Consider the following 25,986-nt stretch of genomic DNA (forward strand, 5'->3'; position numbering starts at 1 on the left):
TGATATCTATTTTTTCGTTTTGACCCACCAACAGAGTTGGTGTCCAAAAACATTTATTGATTAACGTCTTGCTTGTTCAGTTTTCAAGGTTCATTATATTCACTACCTTATCAGTAGCTCACTTATTATATCAGTATAACTCTTCGTTGTCAACAACTATTTTAAAATTTCTTTTTAAGTTGTTCATCTGAATATAACAACGTTGCTCGTTCAGCAACTTTTATATCATAACAACTTAATAGATTGTTGTCAACACCTTTGTATAAAGTATTTTAACAAAGTGTTTAAGTTGTAATTTCATTGTCTCAGTGACAACGTTACTTAATATATCACCTTAAGTGATATGTTGCAATAGTTTTCTATTAAAAGTTTTATTAATTAGCAAAAGATTCTACAACTCTCTTTATATATAGAAGAAGCTCCCTACCATTTGGAGGGAGCTTCTTCTATATAATACTGTTTTATTTATCGTACCCAAATGAAGTAAGCAAGGAAAACAAAGAACAGTACATACATCAATGGATGAATTTCTTTCTTTCTACCTGCTAATAACATTGTAATCGGGTAGAAGATAAAACCTACTGCAATACCTGTTGCGATACTATAACCTAACGGCATCATGATCATTGTTAAGAATGCTGGCACTGCAATTTCGAATTTATTCCACTCGATTAGGCGTAATGATGAAACCATCAACACTCCAACAATCACTAGTGCTGGCGCAGTTACTGCTGATGTAATTACATCCAATAGCGGGAAGAAGAACATTGCTAGTAAGAATAGTACTGCTGTTACAACTGCCGAGAAACCTGAACGCGCTCCAGCAGCAACACCTGATGAAGATTCAACATAAGCAGTTGTTGTTGATGTACCGAACAAAGAACCGATTGTTGTTGCAATAGCATCTGCCATTAAAGCACGACCTGCACGTGGTAATTTATCATCTTTAACTAAACCTGCTTGGTTTGCTACTGCCATTAATGTTCCAGCTGTATCAAAGAAATCTACGAATAAAAATGTTAGTACTACGATTAAGAATTGAACATTGAATAATTCTTTGAATCCATTTGAGAATCCATCAAAAATAGGATCTAACGCTACCCCGAATGTTGTAGATACGTCAGGAATACTTGATACAACAGCAGTTGGTACATCAATTAAGTTAAAAATCATACCTACGATTGCTGTAATAATAATACCTAAGAAAATCGACCCTTTAATATTTCTAGCCATAAAGATGACTGTTATAACGATACCGAAAACTGCTAATAATGTTTCACCTTTAAATTCACCTAATGTAACAAGGGTAGCTGGATCAGAAACAATAATTTTTGCTCCTTTTAAACCAACAAATGTTACAAATAAACCGATACCTGCTGATACTGCATATTTTAATTGTGTTGGAATAGCATTAATAACTGTTTCACGAACACCTGTTAAAGATAAGATAATGAAAATAATACCTGAGAAGAATACACCAGTTAAACCTGTTTGCCATGGAATACCATATGTTATTACTACTGTATAAGCGAAGAATGCGTTAAGCCCCATACCTGGCGCTAATGCAATCGGAAACTTTGCGAAAACCCCCATCACCAATGAACCAGTCGCTGCTGCTAATGCTGTAGCTACAAACACAGCACCTTTATCCATACCAGCGTCCCCTAAAATCCCTGGGTTCACCGCCAAAATATACGCCATTGCTAAGAATGTTGTGATACCACCTATGATCTCGCGGCGGTAATTTGTTCCAAGTTCTTCAAATTGGAAATACTTTTTCATGATAATCCTCCGTATGTCGTCTCATACATTTTTGAGAATAAAAAAGACATGCAACTAGTTAAAAATAGTCGAATGTCTACGATTCTTGCTAAGTATTTATACTCACAAGTTAATAAAAGTATCGGCAAAGCCAATTCTTTTAATCGTAGTCAAGTTTTTTAAGGTAACTTGGTAGATACTCTCGGGCCATATTCCCGTGATTATACGACGACGTTATTTATTTATAGTAGTTAATATATCACTCTCGCTCATTACTTTCAATACTTTTCCGAACGTTTTTATATTTTTTTGTATTATAGTTCGTGTATAAGCCGCTTTATCCCTAATCACTTTATTATTACAATACATATTTCAGCAGTTTATTATGTGTTTATCTAGTGTATTATTGATAAAATGATACAAAGTGGATTGGAGAGGATTTATAACATGCCTAAAATAATAGAACCTTCGCAACATTATTTATCAACTATCGAAAATGAAGAGATAATACTAGAAGAAATTGAAGCGAACTCATTACTTAAAGGATGTCAAATTGATTGTCGGTTTGGTACTCGCCAATTAAACGAAGTTAAATTCGAGAACTGCGTGTTCCTTACAGAGGATTTCACTAAAATGGAATTTTTAGATGTCATTTTCTCAAAATGCGATTTATCAAATTGTAATTTCGCCGAATCCGTTTTTTATCGAGTCAAATTTGATACTTGCAAACTAATTGGTTCTAGCTTCTTCCGTACTCAGCTCAAAAATGTTGAATTACTCGATTGTCTTTTGAACTATGGCACATTTTCCGAATCGAAAATGAATGCAGTTGCATTTAAAGATGGCCAATTAAACGAAAGTACTTTACAAGATGTTAATTTAACTCAAGTAACGTTCCAAGGAATGGAACTAAACGCAGCTGACTTTTCTGATACAAATTTAAAAGGAATCGATTTATCTTCTTGTTATTTCGAACAAATCAATTTAGATCCAACATTAGCAAAGGGTTTATCTATTCGCCATGATCAAGCTACTGCTATCGTCGCTATTCTTGGCATTAATATTCAATAAAAACTTTAAAATAGCCGTACCTCCTTCGATTAGGAGGTACGGCTATTTTTTTCTTACACGACTCTATAATATTGCTTCGATTCAATCTCTTTTACCGAAACATGGAGCTTCCACAATTCAAATACAATTTGCAAAGCCTCTTCACTATCATCATTTTTAAGCGCCACATCTCTTGCCTTTAACAACGCATTTGCTTCAAGCGGTAAATCAGTTAATCCAGGTACCCATTTCTTAAATTGTTCCTTATATGGATTTCCGTCCTTAAAAAGATAACCCCGTTCACCGAGTTCTTCTTTTAATATTTTAGTGCTAAGTTCTTTTTTATATCTGAAAAGTTCATGACCTTCATGCCCAATTACAACTAAATCTTTGTGATCTACATAAATATAGCTAATATTATCTTTGTCATAACTCATATCAATTTTCCCAATTTTAAAAGCTAATGTATCTTCACTAATATAAATATTCAATATTTCATCATAAATGAGTAGAGTCAAAATTATGCTCGCGACTAATCCAAATGCCATCGTAGCAAAAATAACCCACCCCGCATTGAGACTAGCGACCAACTTAAACGGTCCTTGAAATGGAATCCACTCTAACTTACTTGCCCATTCTGATATTGGAGGCAAAAAATAACCTATTACTAAACCAATGAGCGGTAAAATCAACCAAAGAAATAATTTATCCCCTTTAGAAAAATTCAAATGCACGGTTGTATGATTCATACATTTACACTCCTATCACTTTATTACATCTGTAATTGTTTGCTTCCAAATAGCAGCCTCCTCTATTTTCATATCTAGCATTTTATAATTCAGAATGTTATCCAACATTAAAGCCAACACTCCAGCTTTTGCTTGAATATTATTTTCCTCCATTAAGCCAAACTCTGTAGCTTTCTGTAATACATGAACAAAGCCGTCAATAAAAATTTTCTGTACTTCTTTTATCTTTTGAATATAAGTCTCGTCTACTTCTTTAATACGATTTGCATACAAAGTATATTCACTTAATAAGTTCAACAAAACTTCCTGCTCCTGAATCTCATTTAAATACTTCATACCACCTGTATATAGTTGATCCATCAAATTATCTTTTGTCATATCTTCTACTTTAAAATAATTCTCAAATGAATAGTCTTCAAAAATATAAACAAAAACCTTTTTAATCAGTTCATCCTTCGATTCAACATAATAATAAAGAGACGGCTTTGTCATTCCCAACTCTTTCGCAATCATTGCAAAACTCGTTTTATGTATTCCATCTTTCGCGAATAGATAAATAGCCGTATCTATTACCCTTTGATAAGTTTCTTTACCTTTATTCACATCGCACCTCTTTTTACCTATCGTTAAGTAAATTAAATCATTAAATAAAGTAAGTTGTCAATCTGGTATCTCCCGATACTTATTTGATTATCTAACAATAAAACCAGTTATTGTTCTTAACTATAAACACGATTCTTAATAAAACTTTCCTCTTTTCAGCAACATTTACTTTAGTATCTCTAAACAGCTCAAATCTTATTAATTTTGAACATAAAAAAACTCCCTTCTTATTCGTAAATCACACGAATAGATGATGGCTTAGATGTATTATCATACAGTATACTACAAAATGTTGTTTAGAAGAATTTGGATACCTTATGTCTTCTAGGGCAAAAAAATAAGCATTCCCGAAAGAATGCTCTTTACCTTAATCTTGTTCGTAAATCGTATCAGCAATGTTGTTGGCGTGGTCGCCAATACGTTCAAGATTGCTAATAATATCCGCAAATACAATGCCTGCTGAACCCGAGCAAACACCTTCATTCAATCGGCGAATATGATGTTTACGTAAACTACGTTCCATTTCGTCAATACGTTCTTCTTGAGCTCTCACTTGTTGCGCCAACGACACATCACGTGCATCAAGCGCATGCATTGCTATTTTTACTGTTTCAATGACAAGCTCAAACATTCCTTCTAGCTCTTGCGTCGCTTCTTGACTAAGTTTTATGCGATTTGATTCTTTATAATCAATAAGCTCAATTAGGTTTTCTACATGATCACCAATACGTTCAATATCACGAATATTCTCAAGTAATGCATGATGGATATGAGAATTTACACCTGATAATGATTGTTTTGATAAGCTTACTAAATAATCCGTTGTTTTCTGATCGAGATTATTTATCGCCTCTTCTAATTGTGCCGCTGTACTTGCTTGCTTCACATCTAGCGTTTTTAAATAGTCCTTAGCTGCCGATAATCCTTGTACACCAAAATCTCCCATACGAATCACTTCCTGCTTTGCTTGTCCTAACGCAATACCTGGTGATTTTGTAATTAACGAGTAATCTAAATACTTCGGTTTATATTCAACAATAGTATCCTCACCCGGAATCAACTTGGTAACGACATAAGCCCATACTCCAATTAAGGGTAGTTGAATAAGCGTATTGACAACGTTGAACGTTCCATGCGCGAAGGCAATTTGCATTTTAGGTTCTAATCCTAATATACCAGAAATCCATTCAATATAATTCGTAAATAGCCCAAGCACGAGCAAGAAAATGATTGAACCAAAAACATTAAATAATACATGTGTTGCCGCTGCACGTCTTGCGGCAACAGAAGTCCCTAATGCTGCCAGTATCGCCGTAATCGTTGTCCCAATATTATCACCGAAAAGTACTGGCAACGCACCATGAAGAGTTATTAAGTTTTCTGCATACAAGCCCTGTAAAATACCAACTGTTGCAGAAGATGATTGTACAATTAGCGTAAATATTGTACCAACAATAACACCAAGTATCGGAGAATCACTCATATTTAATGTTAAATCAATAAAGGCCGGCCAATCACGTAATGGCTTCATACCACTCGACATCAACTCTAACCCGATAAATAAACCTGAAAAACCAAATAATACTTGACCAATATTTTGAATCTTACTTTTCTTAAAGAAAAATAACAGAACTGCCCCAAGTGCCATAATAGGATATGCATACTCCCCTACATTAATCCCAATGATAAAGGCTGTAACCGTCGTCCCGATATTTGCCCCCATAATGACACCAATCGCTTGTCGTAATGTCATAAAGCCTGCGCTGACTAAACCGACCGTGATAACGGTTGTCCCTGAGCTCGACTGGATAAGTACTGTGACAAAAATCCCCACTAAGACACCCATAAATGGATTTGTCGTAAAACGATCTAATAAATCTCTTAAACGGTCTCCGGCTGCTTTTTGCAGACCATCACCCATGTATTTAATTGCAAATAAAAAGAGTCCTAGACCTCCCAAGAATTGAAAAATCATTTCCTGCCAATTTAACTCCATACTGCCACTCCTTTATGTTTTATCACATTTATTATAAAAAATACTGACTTTCTGCGTTGACTTTTTACAGAGTTTTAACATGCTCTTTACACAGCATTTATAATTCAGTCGTAATTTCGACATATTTCTTAATATTTTTCTGATAAGCTAAAAGTTTATAGAATTTTTCATCTATTTTATAAAAATCCTTCCGTTGTCAATTATAGTTTTCCTTATTTTTTTCTACATATGCATTCACTACATCTTTAAATTCAATAGAGTCATGGAAACGCTCTGGTTTTAATGCCCACCAAAAATATTTATATTTGAATACAGAAAAATGAACTAACAAGAGATTAAGCTAAAAACTACACTCGTATGGTTTACTGCTTATTCGCACAAACATTAGAAAAAGCCAATAGTCTTTGTATGATTAAGTACAAATGTGCCAAACAAGTAGGCAATATAAAAAAAACAAAAACACAAGTTGAATTCTGTACGAAAAAAGAATTCGAAAAAGTATTTTCTACTTTTACTGAGAAGACAACTATGAACATTTTCAGATAGACTAGGTCATGAAGTATATTGGTATCAGACAAACAAAAAAGCTTGGAAAACCTACTAATGTAGGCTCTCCAAGCTTTAATATTATTATTCCCACTCGATAGTTGCTGGTGGCTTAGACGTAATGTCATACAGTACGCGATTGATGTGATCAACTTCGTTTACTAGACGTACTGAGATTTTTTCTAGGACATCCCAAGGGATACGTGCCCAGTCAGAAGTCATTCCGTCGATTGACGTTACAGCGCGGATACCAATTGCGTAATCGTACGTACGTTGGTCTCCCATAACACCTACGCTTTTTAGGTCAGGAAGCACTGTGAAGTATTGCCAAATGTCGCGATCAAGGCCATGGTTAGCGATTTCTTCACGTAAGATAGCATCTGATTCACGTACAATATTTAATTTTTCTTCTGTTACTTCGCCAAGTACACGGATTGCAAGACCTGGACCTGGGAATGGTTGACGCCATACGATTGCATCAGATAGTCCAAGCTCTGAACCTAGCGCACGTACTTCATCTTTGAATAATGTTTTTAATGGTTCGATAAGTTCGAACTGCATATCTTCAGGTAATCCACCTACGTTATGGTGAGATTTAATAGTTTGAGCAGTTGCTGTACCAGATTCAATAATATCAGTGTAAAGAGTTCCTTGTGCAAGGAAATCCATACCTTCTAATTTTGAAGCTTCTTCATCGAATACATAGATAAATTCGTTACCGATAATTTTACGTTTTTTCTCAGGATCAGAAACGCCAGCTAATTTACTCATGAAGCGTTCACGAGCATCAATTTTGATAACGTTCATGTTGAAACCTTCTGTGAAAGTCTTCATAACTTGTTCAACTTCACCTTTACGGTTTAAGTTGTGGTCAACGAACATACAAGTTAATTGGTCACCAATAGCTTTGTGGATAAGAACAGCAACAACTGATGAATCTACACCGCCAGAAAGTGCACAAAGAACTTTCTTGTCGCCAACTTGTTCGCGAATTTTTTGAATTTCAATTTCTACGAAGCTTTCCATTGACCAATCGCCTTTAGCGTTACATACGTCGAATACGAATTGACGTAATAAGTCATTTCCGTAAACTGAGTGACGTACTTCAGGGTGGAATTGAACTGCGTAGAATTTACGTTCAGCATTTGCCATTGCAGCGATTGGACATGAAGCGCTTGTTGCAATTGTTTCAAAGCCTTCTGGAGTTACAGTTACTAAATCACCGTGACTCATCCAAACAACTTGCTCTTTCGGTAATTCGCCGAATAAAGCATTGTCATTCAATACTTGAATTTCTGCTTTTCCATACTCACGGTGTGCAGCTTTTTCAACTTTCCCACCTAAAGCATGTGTCATTAATTGCATACCGTAACAAATCCCTAAAATAGGAAGACCTAAATTGAAGATTTCTTCATCGATATGGAATGCATTTTCATCATATACAGAGTTAGGACCACCAGAGAAAATAATTCCTGTAGCGTTCATTGCTTTTAATTCTTCTGCAGTAATAGTATGCGCATGCAATTCGCTGTAAACTCCGAATTCACGAATACGACGAGTAATTAGCTGATTATATTGGCTACCAAAGTCAAGAACGATAATCTTTTCTTGATCTTGTAAAATTGAACTAGCTGACAATGTTTCCACCTCTTCTAATATTAATAACTGTTTACCTACTCATTTTAACATTAATATACGCAAAGAACGCGTCTGAAATAATATCCTACGCGTCCTTATGCTCATCAAAAAAGGTGAATGCTAGCACACGGGTATCCGCGCTGTCATTCACCTTCATAGTCAAGTCATTTACGGTAACCTGGTAGAGACATCCGAACCTTATTTTCGAACATATATGAGGGTAATCAGTATATATAATTTTTCTCAATTTTACATGTTGTACCGCCTAAAATCAACTGCTTGTACGATTGATTAAATATTCCCAACTTTCTTTAATATCTAACCAATCTAATTGAGTATAATTATTACTATAAATTTGTTGCTCATATAAAGCAGTAATTTTACTCATATGTGACGTACCTAAGCGTTTATCTACATAACGAGCAAAGTCTTGCAATGTCTGCCCATTCCCTTTTTTCAGACCAGCATGCTCTAATTGCTTCAACAACTGATGAAAAGCATGGTCTATCGAAATATTTTCTGGCTTCTTCATACGATAATAACCAATCATTGCTTTAGGTATCCATTTTCTACGTAATAATACTGCAATTAAGGTAAGTATTATTAAAGTACCTATTATTGTTGCTATCATAATTGCAGATTTCTTGCTCATTACAGGTTCTTCTGTTTTTTCTTTTTGACCTTGTTTTTTCTCTTTTTCTTGTTTCTGTTTCTTTTCTTTTGGCTGTTCTTCTTTCTTCTTCTCAACTTCCTGTTGTTTTTGCTTTTCTTCTTTATCTTCTTTTTTATCTTCTTTTTTAGGATTGATTGGTGAAGGTTGTTGTTGGTTTTTTACATCATCTAATACATTATCAAAACCTTCAAAGCCTATTGTAGGTTCAAAAGACATCCAGCCTATTCCAGGTAAATATGCTTCTACCCATGAATGAGCGTTATTATTTGTAATGACAAATTCCTTCCGTTCACCAGCAACATTCTGTACTTCTTCACCTTCAGAAAAACCTTTTACCCAACGTGCAGGAATACCAATAGAACGCAACATAACAACCATTGAGCTTGAGAAGTTATCACAATAGCCCATTTTTGTATCGAACAAAAATTGATCAACATAATCGTCATTTTTCCCCGGAATCGCCACTTCGTCACGACTATAGACATAATTGTTATATTTAAAATAATCTACAATTGCATTTGCCTTACCGTATAAGCTCTTTTCATCTTTCGTAATGTCTTTTGTAAGGTTCCTCACTCGTTTTGGTAATGTTTTAGGTAATTGTAAATAAGTATTATAATCCTTCGATAATTTGTCTAAATCGTTTGGGCGTGTTTTCTTGAGGGACTGTAAACTATACTTTGGTGAACTATAGGTTATCGTATACGCTTCTAATGCAATTTCATATTCGTCCTTTAAAGGTCGAATTTTTTCCCCATCTATTTCTCGGTAGAAAGATACTCCTGATGCTACATTTCCAACTGACATCAAACCATATGGCTGCATGATAAATTTAAAATCCTTTTTCATTTCAATTTCCGCAGTAGTTTGATCTTTCTTACTTCCTGGCTTTATAGTGAGAGGAATGTTCTCATTTTGATTAAAAGCTTCAACATAAACGTCCCCTTTTTTACGTTCCCATCCTTTAGAGGTATAAATATCTTTTGTTTCTACTCTCCAATATTGTTTACTATCTGCTGTTGCATTAAAGACGATACGAGCATCCATTTTAAATGGACCACCTAACTTTTTATCATCCTCAACATAACCAATTCTCCCAATAGCAGAACTGCCTTTCCCCTGTTTTTCCATTAGTGCAGAAATTGATTTTGGTATAGTTATTATAGGGCCTTTTTTGGGCATCGCATACGCAAATATAGTGCTTGCAATAAGCATAACTGCTAATGGAACTAGAACAGCAATATATTTCATCCCTTTTCTCTCTACATCATTTGTCTCAAATAAATGATTAGCATATAAAGTGCCAAGTAAAAGTAGTCCTAAAAACATAACTCTTATAATCGCAAACTTAGTATTATAATCACTAAAAGTATCTAACAAAGCTAAAAAAATGATCGTTACGAATAGGAAATGGATAATAGTATGCTTCACCGTTACCCAATAGTGAATCAGATAAATTGTCATCCAAAGTAAGATAAAGAATAAGATACTTCGGAACGAATTCGTCACACCATTCCAATCGCTTTGCATCAACGCTAACCAACTATTTTGAATTTCACTACTTAATGTTAGTACACTCTCAATTGAAAATACTTTCGTACCTGTATATACGTACATTAAAAACCATAGTACATAGGCAAATTTAATAATAGCCGATAGCCAACCATTTAAATGGACTATATTCGCCAGTAGACAGATAGCTACGAATAATAAGAATAAGTTTAGATGACCTGTATTAGTCAAAACAACAACAGGCAGAAGCCATTCTCTTAACATGAAGAAGATCACTATATAAAGTGCCACTAATCCAATCATTCTCTTAATAGGGTGATTTGTCATTTCAATCCCCCCATAAAGGCTTCTGTAAATTGTTCCTTACCAATCGTAATAACTCTTATACCACGTATGCGAGCCAATTTTTCCATAGCCTGTTCCTGGGTAGACGTGGCTTGTCCTTTACTTCGTATAACAAAACAAAGACAGGCACGAGATGACATTGTAGCCTTTGTTAAAATATCAAGCCACTCGGTTGTAAGCTTACTTGTTACAAAAAGAAGTTGAGCTGCATTCGCTAACGTACGATCTTGTCCATACAAACGATTGACTGAATCTACTAAATCATCTTGTACACTCGCCAAATGGAACATTGCTTGTTGCAATTGGCTTTCTGTTTGAACTGCTTCAAAATATATGCGCTCTCTACCCGCGGATAAAAATGCCATCGTTATTTGCTGACGAACACTCGCATTCAAAATAGAGGCAACAAATTCAACCTGATCTTCAAATAATGCTGATGGCGTACAATCTAGCACTAGGCATAAATCTTGTGATTGTTGATCTTCAAATTCTTTCGAACGAAGCTCTCCCGTTTTCGCAAATGTCTTCCAGTGTACCCAAGACATGCGATCTCCTGCTTGATACTCGCGCAACCCTGACACCATCGTTGTATCTCGTACAATTGCGGAAGATACCGGTCCATTTCCCGTTTGCTTGCTCATATTAAGTGGTCTAAAAATCATTTTAGTCACATTCGGATACACTACGACAGTACGCTTTGCGGAAATGAATTGCGTTTTTTTATTCCAACCAAAGAAATCGCTTACTGTTATTTCAACACCATGTAAATAATGTTCCCCGCGCGGTATTTCTTCAACTTCATATGTCCACTTAACTTGCTTTTTAAATCCAATTATCAGTAACCTTTGCATTGGTTTCGTCGTTGCATTTACCAATACTTCACTTGGCATCGCTTCACGAATTACTGCATATACAATAGGCCATCTATTATTGCGCCTTAGAGTCATTGTCATCTTCAATGAATCACCATTTCTCATATTTTCCTGTTCAATACTGCGCTCTACCTTCATTTTTTTTAAAGGTGTAAAAACCAACAACAATGAATACATTGAGAAAGGAAGTAACATGAAAAAGATAAACCAAATTACAAAACCGCCTTCTATGAAGCCAAATGCTAGTGTAGTAAGCAGTAGCAAAACGACTAGCATCAGGCGCATAATTCTTCCCGAAACGTATCGTAATCTACTTATTGTCATTGATTTGCAGACCTTTTAATGGGCACAACTGTATTAATTAAAATGCGTCCAATAATTTCTTCTGGTGAAACACCGTCATAACGCGCTTCAGGACGTAGCATTATACGATGTGAGAATACAAATGGTGCTAAAAACTGTACATCATCCGGTGTGACAAAGCTGCGACCTCGTAGTAATGCATAAGCTTGTGCGGCTTTCATTAGTGCAATAGAGCCTCGTGGACTAACTCCCAAATACACATATTGGTTTTCTCTCGTTGCACGAGATAAATCTACAATATAACCTTTCACTACTTCATCAACAAACACATCTTTCACTTGTTGCTGCAAAGTGATTAACTCTTCTAAGGTAATGACAGATGTTAATAAATCGATTGGCTTACCTCGTTCAGCACGTCGCAGTACTTCAATTTCATCATCATAAGATGGGTATCCCATTTTCATCTTCAACAAAAATCGATCGAGTTGTGCTTCTGGCAACGGATAAGTGCCCTCATACTCAATCGGATTTTGTGTTGCCATTACAAAAAAAGGTTTTGGGATACTATAAGTTTCGCCATCAATCGTTACAGCAGCCTCTTCCATGCCTTCAAGTAAAGCAGCCTGCGTCTTCGGAGATGTACGATTAATTTCATCAGCCAATACGATATTGCCCATGATTGGCCCCGGTCGAAAATGGAATTCCATATCTTTTGGGTTATAAATAGATACACCTAAAACATCAGAAGGCAATAAATCCGGTGTAAATTGAATACGCTTAAATTGTGCTCCTACTGATTTTGCTAAAGCACGCACCATCATCGTTTTACCAACACCAGGTACATCTTCTAGTAAAACATGCCCTTGAGCAAGCAATGATACTACACTCAATTCTGCTATATGCTTTTTACCTATCATAACTTTTTCAATATTACGTACGACCTCTTGAAGCTTTTCTTGTGTTTCCATCAATTGAACCTCCACTTTACAAAGTCTATTATTTTTAGCCATTAGACAATAAGTAAGTCTTATGAACTGAAATGTTTTATACAATTGGACTTATTATACCATGGACATGTACTCTCTTTCGTTTACAACCCTTTTACAAAATTTAAAAGCATGACTATAATAAGCCATGCTTTCATTAGTATTACACTTATCTTCGATTTGCTAACCCTACTTTCTTTATAAACATTTCCTCTAAATGATTGTATTTTGCTTCTTTTAAAACTTTATGAATGGAACCTTGCATTAGCACCTTCCCCTCATGTAGCAACAGCACATCTTCCGCTAGCTCTTCAGCAAAGGACAATAAATGAGTGGAGAACAATATTGTTTTACCCAATTGTTTTTGCTCTTGTAAAATTATTTTCAACTCTGCAATCCATAGTAAATCTAGTCCATTTGTTGGCTCATCTAAGATAATTAACCGCTCATCACCAAGCAGACTCTGAGCTAAATTTAAACGTTGGCGCATCCCCTTTGAAAATTGACTTACTCTTTGTTTACGAAATTCCCACAAACCAACACGCTTCAACACTTTTTCACGTTCACCTACCGACACCTTTTTCAGCCCGGCTAATAACTGCAAGATTTCTTCTGCTGTAAGTGCAGATGGAAAATTAATATCATCTGGCATATAACTAATCGAACGTTCGCCTGAGAAAAAAATTTCCCCGCTCGATTGCTGTTCTTGGCCAATCAATAGTCGAATAAGCGTACTTTTCCCTGCCCCATTACCACCAGCAAGTGCAATAATCCGACCTTCATTTAAAGAAAAGGATACATCTTGCAATCCTTGATGCTCGGAATATTTCTTCACAAGTTCTTTTCCTTCAACAATCACACTTGACGCCCCCTTCTATTCAAGAAAAATTGAGCAAGCACTAATGGTGAGGCAATCCAGAACATAGTTACAACAGCATACACGATAAATCCTGACACTGAACTATAGAAGTTCGTAAAGCTATAAAATGATGGCCCTAAAACAGACGATTGACCTGAGAATATAAAATAGCCGAAGCGAATCCACTCAGCAGGATTTAAATGAATCATAACAATCGTTAACTTTTGCAATATATGCCCTGCAACAAGAGTCCCTACAGCCATTAACACGTAGGATAGTAACAATAATGCAAAAGCCCAGACAACCAATGACAACGCCAATGCATGCAAGCGACTTTTCGCCATGACACCACAAAGTACCGCAAGCGCCGCGAAAATAAACACCGTCATAAAAGCTACACCTACAAAAACAGGAGGTAAACCCAATTGCCCTGCAAATCCACTCATTGTTAATACAACACTAAATGCTAATATCAAAATCATAAAGAAAGATAATAGTAATGCCACATATTTACCAACAATGTATTGTGCCACTGTCATCGGATACGTTTTTAACAGTGAGAACCAGCCAGACTCTAGATCACTAGCTACCCCCATACTACCAATTGTTAATATAAACAAAGGCAATAGTAACAATAGTAAATTTAAATAACTTGCCGTTTGTCTCGTAAAACTTTCTACATCTGGTAGAGCAATTTGCTGAATCAATGAAATTGCTGCGAAAATCAGTACAAATAAAGCGGCAACTAACTGCATCCAACGACTTCTTAGCATTTGCTTCCACTCAAGCCTTATAAATAGCGCATTCATCACTTATGAACTCCCCACTTAAAATCTTCTAAATCATTGAACCTTAGTAGAGTGCCACCCTTGTTCTTAGTTGTCCAATCTTTTGCCACCGCTTCAGATTTAAATGCGATAACCCCATAAGACATCGGCGTCCAGATTTCTTTATCATAGACATAGTTAGCTGATTTCACATCGACCCAGTTCTTACCACCTTCATCTTTGATAAAAGCTTTGCCTAAATCGCCATCGTCCATCTCCTTCATATACTCAATTAAGCAACCTAAGTCATCAAACATTTTATAATCGCCATTTGCCAACGCAATTTGCCCTGCATAATCCTCGTGTACAATACTCATATTGCAAACTTCACATACATCCGTTTCACTGACGATTTCTTTAGGTTTATATTCTTTATCAGTACATGCTTGTAGTATGGCGACCACCATCACCACTAATATTATCAATTTCACTTTCAAATCGTCACTTCCCTTCTCCATAGCCATAATCCACATAATATAATTGCAACGCCCATTACAATTCGCCCTATATTCTGTTTACGAGGTTGCTCTACACTTTGCAAACTCATCATCCTCGGTTTTTTGTCGACTAATTGATCTGTTTCTATCTTATTCGTTTGTTTATCTATTTCATTTAATAAAACGACACTTGGTGATTCGATAAAATATTGATAAACCGGCTGTCTGACCATCCATTGACCGAAACTCTGCAACGCTACATAAGAACGATCTCCAATACCATCACCATCTACATCAATACCATCATAATCATCGTAATAATTATGTTGAACCGTCGTTTCCGAACCATCTGAACGTAAATTGACGATATTGCCAATAAAATCATTTTCGATGACGCTATTATCAGTATTAGAACGAATAAGTTCAACAGCATTTTGATTCATCTGAAATCTATTTTCTTTCAAAGTAGATTGTTGTAGCTTTTGCGCTGAAATAGCCGTTCTATTATTCCGAAAAATATTACCTTTAACATCAATATTTTGTGCATCAAACAATACAACACCAAAACCATTCAAACCGTTTTGCTCGTTTATTTCATTACGCTGCAAATCAGTCTGTTTTGTCATCATCAGCATTATACCTGTAACATTTTTATTGAATGTATTTTCAATAGCTTTGGCACCTTCCGTATACATAAAATGAATGCCATAGCGACTATTACTTACTATGTTGTTTTGTAACTCAATTTGCGAGACGTTTTCAATATAAACGCCATCTTGTACTTGATTAATTTTGAGACCATTCATCTGTAGTCGCTTGCTATTAAAAATCGTTACACCATTACCTTTTTTGGAATAATGTCCCTCTACCCCTTGAATTTCTGTCTTAGCAACCTTGGCACCCTCTGCATAGTAAAACTGGATACCACTATAAATTGATGTTAACTTTAATCCACTCAAATATAAACGTTTTACCTTCTTTACAGAGATACCAGTTTCTGCCGTTTTTAGCTGGAGATTTTCAAGTTTCACATCATTAGTATTTTCGATTCTTAGCAATGTTTCTTTTGTAGTTCCTTGCAAAATCGTATGTTCTGAACCAATTATTTTAATAGGTTTATTTATTAGAAAAGAGCCTTTATAGATACCATCCTGAAGATGTAGCTCACCTCCAGCTGGTGTAGCGTCGATTAAGTACTGTAAGTCTATCGTTTCGGCTTTCGTAGGGAGTGCTACTAACAGAAACAATGCACTTACTAAAAGCCACTTTTTCACCAAGAATCATCCACCTCCATTGAAACGACAAAAAGGCTAGAGGTTTCCCTAGCCTTTGACGTATTATTAATGGTTATGTTTATCGGAATCCGACTTAGATTTATCATGTCCGTGAGAACCCATATCCATATTACTTTCAGAATCCTTATTTTTCATTTTTTCCATTCTCTTTTTATAACGCACGTGTGCTATTTCATCAATTACTGATACATCAACAACCTTTGCACCTTTGTTATCAGCGATAAACGCATCAGCACCTTCTTGATCTTTAAAGAAAGCAAAACCATAACTCATCGGTGTTTTTATATCTCCTTGGACGATGACAGCGTCATCTAATTTCAACCAATCTTTTGATGTAAAATCTCGTACGAATTTATCCATCTTAGCGCCATCTACGCGCTCTTGGTTTAACATACAACCAATGTCATCATAAAATGCAGTTGCACCGTCTTTTTTTATACCTTGCACACTAAATGCACCGAATTCATGTGTTGCTTCATATACTTTCATATTGCAGTATTCACAAAGCGAATCTTCAGTTGGTTCTTTCAAACGCTTGTCTACTGCATTACTTGCTGTGACCGTAATTTCTTTGTCACTTGTTTCTGTTTCTACAGCTTCTTTCTGTTTCCCTGAATCTGAATTAGATTCCTTGTCATTCTGTCCACATGCAGTCAACACTGCAACAACCAATAATAATAATAACCATGATAGCTTTTTCACTTAACTCTCTCCCTTCAATATACCTATAACTATATCTAACAAATGTGATAAAAGATGAAAGTTACTGTGAAAAATCCGTAGAATAAGTGTGACAATTTTAATACAATTGTTCATATTTTGGAGAATTTATCAAATAAAAAAACCGAATGCATACTCAGGCATTCGGCTCATTCAATCTATTCAATTACTTCCAAAAATCATCATAAACCGTAATCGGTAAATGGCGTTTATGTTGTGAACGTAAATAATGTTCTTCTAATACTTTACGTGCATCTTCAGGAATTTCTTTACCTTCCAAATAATCATCAATTTGGTCATATGTTACACCTAGTGCAACCTCATCAGGTAATGACGGACGGTCTTCTTCTAAATCCGCTGTTGGTGTTTTTTCGTACAGATGTTTTGGGCATTCAAGCTCTGCAAGTAACGCTCTACCTTGGCGCTTGTTTAAACGGAATATTGGTACAACATCCGCTCCACCATCACCAAATTTAGTGTAAAATCCTGTTATGGCTTCTGCAGCATGATCTGTCCCTATGACAATACCAGCATTTGTTGCAGCAATTGCAAATTGAACTTTCATACGTTCGCGTGCTTTTTCATTCCCTTTTACAAAATCAGAAAGTACTACTCCCGCATCAGCCAATGCTTGTACACCAGCATCTACAGCTGCTTTAACATTCACAGTAAAAACTTTTGTCGGTTGGATAAAATCAATCGCGTCCTGGCAATCCTGTTCATCAGCTTGTACTCCGTATGGAAGACGCACTGCCCAAAAAGAGTATTGCTCTTTACCTACTTGTGCATTCAGTTCATCTACAGCAATTTGTGCCAATTTACCACTCAAAGTGGAATCCTGACCACCAGATATACCTAATATAAAACCTTTTACGAAAGAGTGCTTAAGTGCGTAGGCTTTTAGGAAATCTACTGAACGACGAATTTCTTGTTGTACATCAATTATTGGTAACACTCGTAGCTCTTCAATAATTTGTTGTTGTAAATTTGCCATACTACTTATCTCCTTAACCAAGCTCTATTTCTTCGACCATATCTTTAACCTCTTGAATGTTTCGCATTTTATTATCCCAGCATTTTTGGCTTAAATCTACTGGGTATTCCTCTGGATTTAAAGAACGCTTATATTCATCCCATAGTAAGTCTAGATTATTGCTTGCATATTCACGCATTTCTTGGACAGATGGACTTTCGTAAATTACTTGTCCATCTTCTACTACTTTCGTGTGTAAATTTTTAGCTTCAAAATTAGTGACGAATTTGGAGATGAATGTATGAACCGGATGGAACATTTTAATACGTTCCTCCAATTGCGGCTCTTCATCAACCATCGTAATGTAATCACCTTCTGCTTTACCGTTCTCTCTATCGATGATACGGTATAATTTTTTCATCCCAGGCGTAGACACTTTTTCAGCGTTAGCAGAAATTTTAATAGTATCTTCCATTTGTCCATTGTCTTTTTCAATGGATACTATTTTGTACACAGCACCTAAAGCGGGTTGATCATATGCCGTAATTAATTTTGTACCGATTCCCCATATATCAACCATTGCATTTTGAGCTTTTAAATTCAATATTGTATATTCATCTAAATCATTTGATACAACGATTTTGACATTCGGGAATCCAGCGTCATCTAACATTTTACGTGCCGCTTTTGATAAAAAGGCAATATCACCACTATCTAAACGGATACCTAAAAAGTTAATTTTATCACCAAGTTCTTTTGCTACTTTGATAGCAGTTGGAACTCCTGATTTTAATGTATTATACGTATCAACTAAAAATACACAGTCTTTATGACGTCTTGCATAAGCATGAAATGCCTCGTAATCGTTTTTATAAGCTTGAACAAGTGAGTGAGCATGTGTACCTGCAACTGGCAAATTAAATAACTTACCTGCACGCACGTTACTTGTCGATTCCAATCCACCTATAATTGCTGCACGTGTACCCCAAATGGCTGCATCCATCTCTTGCGCACGGCGTGTACCAAATTCCATAACCACATCATCTTTTACAATTTGCTTAATACGGCTAGCTTTTGTTGCAATCAATGTTTGGTAATTAACAATGTTCAGGAGAGCAGTTTCAACTAATTGTGCTTCTACTAAAGGTGCCTCAATTCGAACAATAGGTTCATTGCCAAAGACTAATTCACCTTCTACCATCGAAAACACATCTCCGGTAAAACGGATATCACTTAAATACTCAATGAAATCTTCGCTATAACCTAAATCATTTTGCAAGTACGCTAAATCACTTTCACTAAAACGGAAATCACGTAAATAGTCCAGCATTCTTTCTAGACCAGCAAAAATTGCAAAACCGTTACCAAATGGTAATTTTCTAAAATACAGCTCAAACACTGATTTTCTATTATGTATACCATCTGCCCAATAAGATTCTGCCATGTTGATCTGATATAAGTCTGTATGCAGCGCTAAGCTATCATCTGGATATTTCGATTTCATACTTAGTCCCTTCTTCCACCATCGTAATTAGTCATAGTATACACTATTTACCTTCAAACATGTTTTGAAAACGCTATTCTATCTCGGGAACCTTATATTTTTTCATTAATTCCACTGCAAATTTCTCAATTTTCTTAGTAATCCATAAATTATTAGTTTGAACAATAGTTTTAAAGGTGTTAACATTGTTTTTAAATCGAACAATCCCGTATACTTCCAGTAATGTGTATTGAAAGTATCTAGATAGTCATCGTGAATTGCTATATTAAGGAATGAGTCACGTAATTTTTTTGATGATGCGCATTATTACGATTTAAATCATCTGAAAATGTAAAGACTATTAGAGACCTATTTTTATAAGCCATCGGGTATTTTTTGAATTTGTCTCATTAGTCATTTTAAATCGGAGGATTTTATGCAATGAAAAATTATGAATTACATGTCGCAGGTTTAAAGCGCCATTTGCCCATTATTCAAATTAAAGAAAATCTATCCATTGCTAGCTTTGTTTTATCAGGTGATATAGAAATGGTAGATGCAGCAGCTACTGCCCTTGCCCAAAAGCTACCTGATGTAGATCTACTCATTACGACAGAAGCAAAAGGAATTCCTTTAGTGTATGAGCTTTCAAAGCGGTTAAAATTACCACGTTATGTCGTAGCGCGTAAATCAGTAAAACCCTATATGCTAGAACCACTTATCCATGAAGTGAAATCAATTAAGACAAAAGAAAGACAAATCTTATGTCTAGATTTCCAAGACTCAGCTTTTATAAAATATAAACGAGTTGCAATCATTGACGATGTTATTAACACATGCGAATCTATCAAGATCTTAGAAGAGCTTGTGAAAAAAGCCGGTGGTCGAGTTATTGCAAAAGCTGCTATTTTAGCAGAAGGCGATGCTACTCAACGAAGTGACATTATTTTCTTAGAGGAATTGCCGCTCTTTCCTCATCCCTTATAATTTTTAAATCCGTAGGCCAATTCAATCATTTTTGAATTGGCTTTTTATTTTATCAAATAAAATAAGCGCTAATAAAATATTCGATTTTCATATTAAATTAAATAAGAATTTCACATATTAATTAATGACATATTATTTTTCGAAACAATTTAAAACAGACTGAGATTATTCAGTTATGTGAACTATAAATGCATGCAAAATGATGTAAGCACTCCGCAGGTATTATTATTCTATTTTATTAATACTATTTATATAGGAAGAAACTCAATTTTTTTGCATCAAATTGGTAATATTTTTTACATTCTTATTTTTCATACATTTTATTGTTCTAATGCAAGTAGCGCCACTTTCATAGGAATACCGCTACGGAAACCGGTAAGCTTGCCATCTTTCCCGATAACACGATGACATGGTACGATTATCAAAATTGGATTTGCACCAATTGCGGTACCTACAGCTCGAACTGCCTTTGGATTTTTAATTTGATTGGCGATTGCTGAATATGTTGTTGTTTGGCCATAAGGAATTCCCTGTAATGCTTGCCAAACAGATCGTTGAAACTCTGTGCCACCTATATCAAGAGACATCGTAAATTCCTTATTCTCACCTTTTAAATAATCTATCAACTCTTTTTTATAAGCCTCTAACTTTTCATCTGCCTCTATTAAGCTATACTTTTTAAACCTTTTTGCAGTTATAGTCTTTAACTCATCTATACTAATGCCTACATAACTAAGTCCATGGTTAGTAGCAGCTATATAAATTTCCCAATCTTCATATTGAAAAGATGCCCAATATATTTCTTTTATCATGCTAGCATTGCTCCTTTTTCTTCGACAATTGAGTTTTTATCATATGCGTAAGAGCTTTCCTTTGTTCTTTAGTTGGACGTAGTATATCATTTCTCCTCATCACATCAGCCCTTACTTTTTAGTGTAATTATAATATACCCAATATTTCTAGATTAAAGGACAAATTGGGTATATAAAAGAGCAACATATCGAAAATCTAATACGAGGCCGACAAATAAAGGGATTTAAGATTACGCAAAGCGCTGTTCGGAATGAGAATCATATATTCAACTTTCTATTTATGACGTTTATTATATTAATAAATACCCACCGGAACTAATATAGATGATTACTCTAGAACTATGGTACATTTATAGTAAAAACTTTTATTCAGGAGGCTTACAAATGGATAATGTATATGAGCCAGCTATACATTTTAGCCACGTCAATTTCCAAACTGGTGATACTAAAATAATTAAAGACGTTACCGGCTCTTTCCCTAGAGGAAAAATCACAACACTCGTTGGCCCATCTGGTGCAGGCAAAACTACTTTACTAAAAATGTGTAATGGCTTAATCTCACCTACTGCAGGTGAAATTTTTATTCATAACGAACTCATTACTACTTATGATCCGATTGATTTACGCAGAAATGTTGGGATGGCTTTGCAAGCTGCGCCTATGATTAAAGGCACAGTTTTTGAAAATTTAGAGCTTCCGTTAGCATTACAAAATAAGGAACTACTTGAAGAAAACGCTATCTCATATTTAGAAGATGTGGGTCTGGAACGTTCTTTTTTACATAAAGATGCAGATGAATTATCAGGAGGGCAACGTCAAAAAGTATCAATTGCTAGAACCCTCGTCAATCAATCAGAAATATTGTTATTAGATGAAATTACCTCTGCACTCGACCGTGCGTCAGTCAAGGAAATCGAAGATCTAATCGTTAAAATCAACAAAAAATATAACGTTACGATGATTTGGATTACACATAACCTCGATCAAGCATTAAAAATTGGTCACTTTGCTTGGGTTTTAATGAAAGGTGAACTTATTGAGACCGGTGAAAGTAAGCTATTAGAAGATCCTCAAAATGAGCTTGTAAGGCGCTTTGTACAAGGGGTGATTAAATGAGCTATTTAGCGTTATCCTTAACATTAATTTTTGTACTGATTCCTTTATTTTTATCAAAAACTTTAAAACTCGGATTAGAAAAAGATACATTTATTGCAACGATACGCTCCATTATTCAATTGCTTGCTATCGGCTATGTATTAAAATTTGTTTTTGATTCCAATCATTTTATCTATATATTCTTAATGATTGCTTTGATGATTGGAACTGCTACATTAAATGCGCGTAAAAAAGGGAAGTCCATTGACGGAATTACATGGAAAATCGCCGTCACGTTACTAACTGTTGAAACATTGACGCAAGCCATTTTACTAGGCTTTCAAATAGTACCTGCAACTGCACAATATATTATTCCAATTAGCGGTATGATAATAGGAAACTCCATGGTATTATCTATTTTATTTTTAAATCGTTTCACAGCTGAAATGCACGCTCATCGTGATCAAGTAGAGCTTATTTTATCATTAGGTGGTACACCAAAACAGGCCATTCATCAACAATTAATTAATGCCATTAAAGCAAGTATGATTCCAACAATAGAGAGTCAAAAAACTATTGGACTTGTCCAGCTACCAGGCATGATGAGTGGTCAAATCATCGCTGGTGCTGATCCTATTCAGGCAGTACAATTTCAATTACTAATTGTTTTCATCCTGCTTACAACAGCAGCTGTATCGAGCATTTTCCTTGGATTTTTGTCTTATCCAACGTTATTTAATAATCGTATGCAAATGTTAAAAGGAAAATTTTAATTAAAAAGCTTCTTCTCTATACATCCTAGAGAAGAAGCTTTTTTGGCATAATAATTGTACTGGGAAGCTATATATTTATTTAGTATGTTTATCGTAAAAAGCGATGAAGTTGTCTACTACTGTATCAAGGAACGCAATTGTTCTTTCATCTGTTAATACACCAGCTTCGTCTAATTTCGTGTGGACTGCTCCAATATATACTTCATTACCTGGTAGTAATACTGGTCCTAAAGCTGGATTGGATAGAATTTCACGTAGATGAATTTGTGCTCGTACACTGCCTATTCCAGGTGCATTAAAAAATGCAATTGACTGGTTATCACGTGGTGGTGACTACACAATCAAAGATAAACCGGGGTTCATTGTAGGTTCATCAATGGGTGTATTAGGGATTTTAAAATTTTGTAACAAGTAAAGCATATACCCCTAAAATGGAAAGTTCCAACAATTTAACTATATTACTAAAAATACCTCAATAGGAAGAAAACACTAATAAAAAACATGAGATTTATAAACCTCACATTTCTTTTTTAATATGGTTCTGCATCATGCCCCTTTTCAACCGCCTTATCAGGTGCTTTATCTCCATCAATATTCGCTAGCGGTTTGTGCGTAGACAAGTGCTTTTTCGAATTTTGTAGCCCTTCTTTTAATCTACGTCCGTAGTCTTCATCAGCATCCTCTGCCAATGCAATCATTGCCTTTTGAATCTTTTCATCACAACTTGATAAATCACCGATAAGGTTTTCTAGAAGCTCATCTTTTTCCCAGTCCTCAAAATTGCGATACGTTTCTCCTGCTTGTTTTGTATTACTTTGTCGATCAATGGATTCGTGTACAAGATTACCTTCAATAAATGGAGTATACTCTTTTGCATTTTGCTTAGCTTCATGCAAGCCGCCAAGCATGGATGGCTCATAGTTAACATGCGGATTCTGTCCTGAAGCTAAATCTCGCTTATACAACATTTTACCACCATTTTGGTTTGTAGCTACGCGTTTCTTTGGTGCATTAATTGGGAGTTGTAAATAGTTTGCTCCGACACGATGGCGCTGTGTATCGGAATAAGAAAATGTTCTGCCTTGTAACATTTTATCATCAGAGAAATCGAGGCCATCGACTAATACGCCCGTTCCGAATGATACTTGCTCAACTTCCGCAAAGAAATCTTCAGGATTTTTATCTAACACCATTCTTCCTACAGGATGCCAAGGGAATTGATCTTTAGGCCATAGTTTCGTATCGTCTAATGGATCAAAATCGAGTTCTGGATGTTCTCCATCAGACATGATCTGAACATTTAATTCCCACTCAGGATAATCGCCATTTTCAATCGCATCATATAGATCCTGTGTTGCATGGTTAAAATTCTTAGCTTGTATTTCTTCAGCTTCTTCTTGCGTCAAATTCTTTATTCCTTGTTTTGGTTCCCAATGATATTTGACCAAAACAGCTTCTCCATCACTATTTACCCATTTATACGTATTCACTCCAGATCCTTGCATCATTCGATAATTAGCAGGGATTCCCCATGGTGAATAGATAAAAGTGACCATATGGAATGTTTCTGGTGAGCTTGCACAAAAATCAAAAAAGCGCTCAACATCTTGTATATTAGTAATTGGATCCGGCTTAAATGCATGAATCATATCTGGAAATTTCATAGCATCGCGAATAAAGAAAATTTTAATATTATTCCCTACTAGATCCCAGTTACCATCTTCGGTATAAAATTTCACTGCAAACCCTCGAGGATCTCGCAAAGTTTCAGGTGAATGATTACCATGAATTACAGTTGAGAATCGAACAAAAACGGGCGTTTGCTTTCCCTTGTCCTGGAAAACTTTCGCTCTTGTATATTTTGAAACAGGATCATTACCTACTGTTCCAAACGTTTCAAAATAGCCATGTGCTCCAGCACCACGAGCATGTACTACACGTTCTGGTGTACGCTCCCTATCAAAATGACTCATCTTCTCTAAGAAATCATAATTTTCTAAGGTAGCCGGTCCACGATTACTAACCGTTCTCAAATTTTGATTGTTCGTAATTGGATGCCCTTGTCTATTGGTAAGAGTGTCTTCCTCTTCAATATGATTATCATTATGCGTCATAAAATAGCCTCCTTGAGTATCTTCTCAATCTATTTTGTCCTGTATTTTGTGGAATTAAACATATGCGGGGGTTTCTTAATCTCTTATTTGATTTACAAGTTACTCGAGCTCATTTGGACTACTCGCTCTTTCATTTAACTCACTCGGGCTCAATTAACCTATTCGCTCTTTCTTTTAACTCACTCGGGCTCTCATTTAGTCTACTCGCTCTTTCTTTTAACTCACTCGGGCTCATTTAACCTACTCGCTCTTTCTTTTAACTCACTCGGGCTCTCATTTAACCTACTCGCTCTTTCTTTTAACTCACTCGGGCTCTCATTTAACCTACTCGCTCTTTCTTTTAACTCACTCGGGCTCATTTAACCTACTCGCTCTTTCTTTTAACTCACTCGGGCTCTCATTTAACCTATTCGCTCTTTCTTTTAACTCACTCGGGCTCATTTAACCTACTCGCTCTTCCTTTAAACGCATTCGGGCTCTTATGCAACCTCTTCAACTCTCCTATCCCCACAATTTTTCCAACAAAAAAAGCACCTCACAAGGAGATGCTAATAAAATTAAAATATAGAAATCACTT

Annotated in this window: 21 protein-coding genes, 1 pseudogene and 3 riboswitches; of the genes and pseudogenes, 5 read left to right on the forward strand and 17 right to left on the reverse strand. The window is 35.6% G+C overall.

Features of this window, described 5'->3' with window-relative positions:
• Positions 1-465: 465 nt before the first annotated feature.
• Positions 466-1,782 (reverse strand): NCS2 family permease, encoded by a 1,317-nt coding sequence (locus ACQKMD_RS15130; RefSeq protein ID WP_427752977.1) that lies wholly within the window; start codon positions 1,780-1,782, stop codon positions 466-468.
• Positions 1,783-1,908: 126 nt separating this feature from the next.
• A riboswitch (purine riboswitch) is annotated at positions 1,909-2,010 on the reverse strand.
• Positions 2,011-2,208: 198 nt separating this feature from the next.
• On the opposite strand from ACQKMD_RS15130, the gene ACQKMD_RS15135 reads away from it, so the two are divergent.
• A complete protein-coding gene (locus ACQKMD_RS15135) occupies positions 2,209-2,832 on the forward strand; it encodes a pentapeptide repeat-containing protein (RefSeq protein WP_427752978.1) in 624 nt (207 codons plus the stop codon).
• A 53-nt stretch (positions 2,833-2,885) separates the two neighbouring features.
• Here ACQKMD_RS15135 and ACQKMD_RS15140 read toward each other — a convergent pair whose 3' ends face one another.
• The 14 genes from ACQKMD_RS15140 to ACQKMD_RS15205 form a co-directional block, all read right to left on the reverse strand.
• Complete coding sequence (locus tag ACQKMD_RS15140) at positions 2,886-3,560, reverse strand: YqeB family protein (protein ID WP_427752979.1); 675 nt, start codon at positions 3,558-3,560, stop codon at positions 2,886-2,888.
• 15 nt (positions 3,561-3,575) lie between these two features.
• Complete coding sequence (locus tag ACQKMD_RS15145) at positions 3,576-4,163, reverse strand: TetR/AcrR family transcriptional regulator (protein ID WP_427752980.1); 588 nt, start codon at positions 4,161-4,163, stop codon at positions 3,576-3,578.
• Positions 4,164-4,530: 367 nt separating this feature from the next.
• Entirely contained in the window at positions 4,531-6,159 is a 1,629-nt protein-coding gene (locus ACQKMD_RS15150; RefSeq protein ID WP_427752981.1) for a Na/Pi cotransporter family protein, read from the reverse strand.
• Between the two features lie 630 nt (positions 6,160-6,789).
• A complete protein-coding gene (gene guaA, locus ACQKMD_RS15155; protein WP_427752982.1) occupies positions 6,790-8,343 on the reverse strand; it encodes a glutamine-hydrolyzing GMP synthase in 1,554 nt (517 codons plus the stop codon).
• 136 nt (positions 8,344-8,479) lie between these two features.
• A riboswitch (purine riboswitch) is annotated at positions 8,480-8,581 on the reverse strand.
• Between the two features lie 33 nt (positions 8,582-8,614).
• Positions 8,615-10,855: a DUF4129 domain-containing transglutaminase family protein gene (locus ACQKMD_RS15160; protein ID WP_427752983.1), complete on the reverse strand. Its 2,241-nt coding sequence runs from the start codon at positions 10,853-10,855 to the stop codon at positions 8,615-8,617.
• The gene (locus tag ACQKMD_RS15165) at positions 10,852-12,069 is read right to left on the reverse strand and encodes a DUF58 domain-containing protein (protein WP_427752984.1); all 1,218 of its coding nucleotides are present in this window, start codon (positions 12,067-12,069) and stop codon (positions 10,852-10,854) included. The genes ACQKMD_RS15160 and ACQKMD_RS15165 overlap by 4 nt, the downstream gene beginning before the upstream one ends.
• Positions 12,066-13,016: an AAA family ATPase gene (locus tag ACQKMD_RS15170; RefSeq protein WP_427752985.1), complete on the reverse strand. Its 951-nt coding sequence runs from the start codon at positions 13,014-13,016 to the stop codon at positions 12,066-12,068. Before ACQKMD_RS15170 ends, ACQKMD_RS15165 begins: the two co-directional genes overlap by 4 nt.
• Before the next feature lie 187 nt (positions 13,017-13,203).
• Positions 13,204-13,893, reverse strand: a complete 690-nt coding sequence (locus ACQKMD_RS15175) for an ABC transporter ATP-binding protein (protein WP_427752986.1) — start codon at positions 13,891-13,893, stop codon at positions 13,204-13,206.
• The gene (locus ACQKMD_RS15180) at positions 13,890-14,702 is read right to left on the reverse strand and encodes an ABC transporter permease (protein ID WP_427753016.1); all 813 of its coding nucleotides are present in this window, start codon (positions 14,700-14,702) and stop codon (positions 13,890-13,892) included. The genes ACQKMD_RS15175 and ACQKMD_RS15180 overlap by 4 nt, the downstream gene beginning before the upstream one ends.
• Positions 14,702-15,178 carry a nitrous oxide reductase accessory protein NosL gene (locus tag ACQKMD_RS15185; protein WP_427752987.1) on the reverse strand — a complete coding sequence of 159 codons (477 nt, stop codon included), beginning with the start codon at positions 15,176-15,178 and terminating at the stop codon, positions 14,702-14,704. Before ACQKMD_RS15185 ends, ACQKMD_RS15180 begins: the two co-directional genes overlap by 1 nt.
• Positions 15,154-16,431, reverse strand: a complete 1,278-nt coding sequence (locus ACQKMD_RS15190; RefSeq protein WP_427752988.1) for a NosD domain-containing protein — start codon at positions 16,429-16,431, stop codon at positions 15,154-15,156. The genes ACQKMD_RS15185 and ACQKMD_RS15190 overlap by 25 nt, the downstream gene beginning before the upstream one ends.
• Positions 16,432-16,497: 66 nt before the next feature.
• The gene (locus ACQKMD_RS15195; protein ID WP_427752989.1) at positions 16,498-17,154 is read right to left on the reverse strand and encodes a nitrous oxide reductase accessory protein NosL; all 657 of its coding nucleotides are present in this window, start codon (positions 17,152-17,154) and stop codon (positions 16,498-16,500) included.
• A 184-nt stretch (positions 17,155-17,338) separates the two neighbouring features.
• The gene (nadE, locus tag ACQKMD_RS15200) at positions 17,339-18,166 is read right to left on the reverse strand and encodes an ammonia-dependent NAD(+) synthetase (protein WP_427752990.1); all 828 of its coding nucleotides are present in this window, start codon (positions 18,164-18,166) and stop codon (positions 17,339-17,341) included.
• Positions 18,167-18,179: 13 nt separating this feature from the next.
• Positions 18,180-19,649: a nicotinate phosphoribosyltransferase gene (locus ACQKMD_RS15205; RefSeq protein ID WP_427752991.1), complete on the reverse strand. Its 1,470-nt coding sequence runs from the start codon at positions 19,647-19,649 to the stop codon at positions 18,180-18,182.
• 186 nt (positions 19,650-19,835) lie between these two features.
• A riboswitch (purine riboswitch) is annotated at positions 19,836-19,937 on the forward strand.
• Positions 19,938-20,069: 132 nt separating this feature from the next.
• On the opposite strand from ACQKMD_RS15205, the gene ACQKMD_RS15210 reads away from it, so the two are divergent.
• A complete protein-coding gene (locus ACQKMD_RS15210) occupies positions 20,070-20,615 on the forward strand; it encodes a phosphoribosyltransferase family protein (protein WP_427752992.1) in 546 nt (181 codons plus the stop codon).
• A 320-nt stretch (positions 20,616-20,935) separates the two neighbouring features.
• Here the strand turns inward: ACQKMD_RS15210 and ACQKMD_RS15215 are convergent, their stop codons facing one another.
• A complete protein-coding gene (locus ACQKMD_RS15215) occupies positions 20,936-21,427 on the reverse strand; it encodes a methylated-DNA--[protein]-cysteine S-methyltransferase (RefSeq protein WP_427752993.1) in 492 nt (163 codons plus the stop codon).
• A gap of 384 nt (positions 21,428-21,811) precedes the next feature.
• Here ACQKMD_RS15215 and ACQKMD_RS15220 point away from each other — a divergent pair, with 384 nt between their 5' ends.
• The 3 genes and pseudogenes from ACQKMD_RS15220 to ACQKMD_RS15230 all read left to right on the forward strand — a co-directional run.
• Complete coding sequence (locus ACQKMD_RS15220) at positions 21,812-22,543, forward strand: ABC transporter ATP-binding protein (RefSeq protein ID WP_427752994.1); 732 nt, start codon at positions 21,812-21,814, stop codon at positions 22,541-22,543.
• A complete protein-coding gene (locus ACQKMD_RS15225; protein ID WP_427752995.1) occupies positions 22,540-23,295 on the forward strand; it encodes an ABC transporter permease in 756 nt (251 codons plus the stop codon). The genes ACQKMD_RS15220 and ACQKMD_RS15225 overlap by 4 nt, the downstream gene beginning before the upstream one ends.
• 283 nt (positions 23,296-23,578) lie before the next feature.
• Positions 23,579-23,695, forward strand: a pseudogene (locus ACQKMD_RS15230) (NADPH-dependent FMN reductase); the annotation flags it as partial.
• Positions 23,696-23,825: 130 nt separating this feature from the next.
• Here ACQKMD_RS15230 and ACQKMD_RS15235 read toward each other — a convergent pair.
• The gene (locus ACQKMD_RS15235; RefSeq protein WP_427752996.1) at positions 23,826-25,409 is read right to left on the reverse strand and encodes a catalase; all 1,584 of its coding nucleotides are present in this window, start codon (positions 25,407-25,409) and stop codon (positions 23,826-23,828) included.
• Positions 25,410-25,986: the final 577 nt, after the last annotated feature.

This window comes from Viridibacillus sp. NPDC096237 (assembly GCF_050278625.1).
GTDB lineage: Bacteria > Bacillota > Bacilli > Bacillales_A > Planococcaceae > Viridibacillus.

Excerpts from the sequence above, each read along its gene's own strand:
- ACQKMD_RS15130 (WP_427752977.1), bottom strand. The coding sequence starts at position 1,782 with ATGAAAAAGTATTTCCAATTTGAAGAACTTGGAACAAATTACCGCCGC.
- ACQKMD_RS15225 (WP_427752995.1), top strand. The coding sequence starts at position 22,540 with ATGAGCTATTTAGCGTTATCCTTAACATTAATTTTTGTACTGATTCCT.
- ACQKMD_RS15180 (WP_427753016.1), bottom strand. The coding sequence starts at position 14,702 with ATGAATGCGCTATTTATAAGGCTTGAGTGGAAGCAAATGCTAAGAAGT.
- ACQKMD_RS15235 (WP_427752996.1), bottom strand. The coding sequence starts at position 25,409 with ATGACGCATAATGATAATCATATTGAAGAGGAAGACACTCTTACCAAT.
- ACQKMD_RS15140 (WP_427752979.1), bottom strand. The coding sequence starts at position 3,560 with ATGAATCATACAACCGTGCATTTGAATTTTTCTAAAGGGGATAAATTA.
- ACQKMD_RS15205 (WP_427752991.1), bottom strand. The coding sequence starts at position 19,649 with ATGAAATCGAAATATCCAGATGATAGCTTAGCGCTGCATACAGACTTA.
- ACQKMD_RS15150 (WP_427752981.1), bottom strand. The coding sequence starts at position 6,159 with ATGGAGTTAAATTGGCAGGAAATGATTTTTCAATTCTTGGGAGGTCTA.
- ACQKMD_RS15170 (WP_427752985.1), bottom strand. The coding sequence starts at position 13,016 with ATGGAAACACAAGAAAAGCTTCAAGAGGTCGTACGTAATATTGAAAAA.
- ACQKMD_RS15185 (WP_427752987.1), bottom strand. The coding sequence starts at position 15,178 with ATGGAGAAGGGAAGTGACGATTTGAAAGTGAAATTGATAATATTAGTG.
- ACQKMD_RS15160 (WP_427752983.1), bottom strand. The coding sequence starts at position 10,855 with ATGACAAATCACCCTATTAAGAGAATGATTGGATTAGTGGCACTTTAT.
- ACQKMD_RS15135 (WP_427752978.1), top strand. The coding sequence starts at position 2,209 with ATGCCTAAAATAATAGAACCTTCGCAACATTATTTATCAACTATCGAA.
- ACQKMD_RS15210 (WP_427752992.1), top strand. The coding sequence starts at position 20,070 with ATGAAAAATTATGAATTACATGTCGCAGGTTTAAAGCGCCATTTGCCC.
- ACQKMD_RS15165 (WP_427752984.1), bottom strand. The coding sequence starts at position 12,069 with ATGACAATAAGTAGATTACGATACGTTTCGGGAAGAATTATGCGCCTG.
- ACQKMD_RS15220 (WP_427752994.1), top strand. The coding sequence starts at position 21,812 with ATGGATAATGTATATGAGCCAGCTATACATTTTAGCCACGTCAATTTC.
- ACQKMD_RS15215 (WP_427752993.1), bottom strand. The coding sequence starts at position 21,427 with ATGATAAAAGAAATATATTGGGCATCTTTTCAATATGAAGATTGGGAA.
- nadE (WP_427752990.1), bottom strand. The coding sequence starts at position 18,166 with ATGGCAAATTTACAACAACAAATTATTGAAGAGCTACGAGTGTTACCA.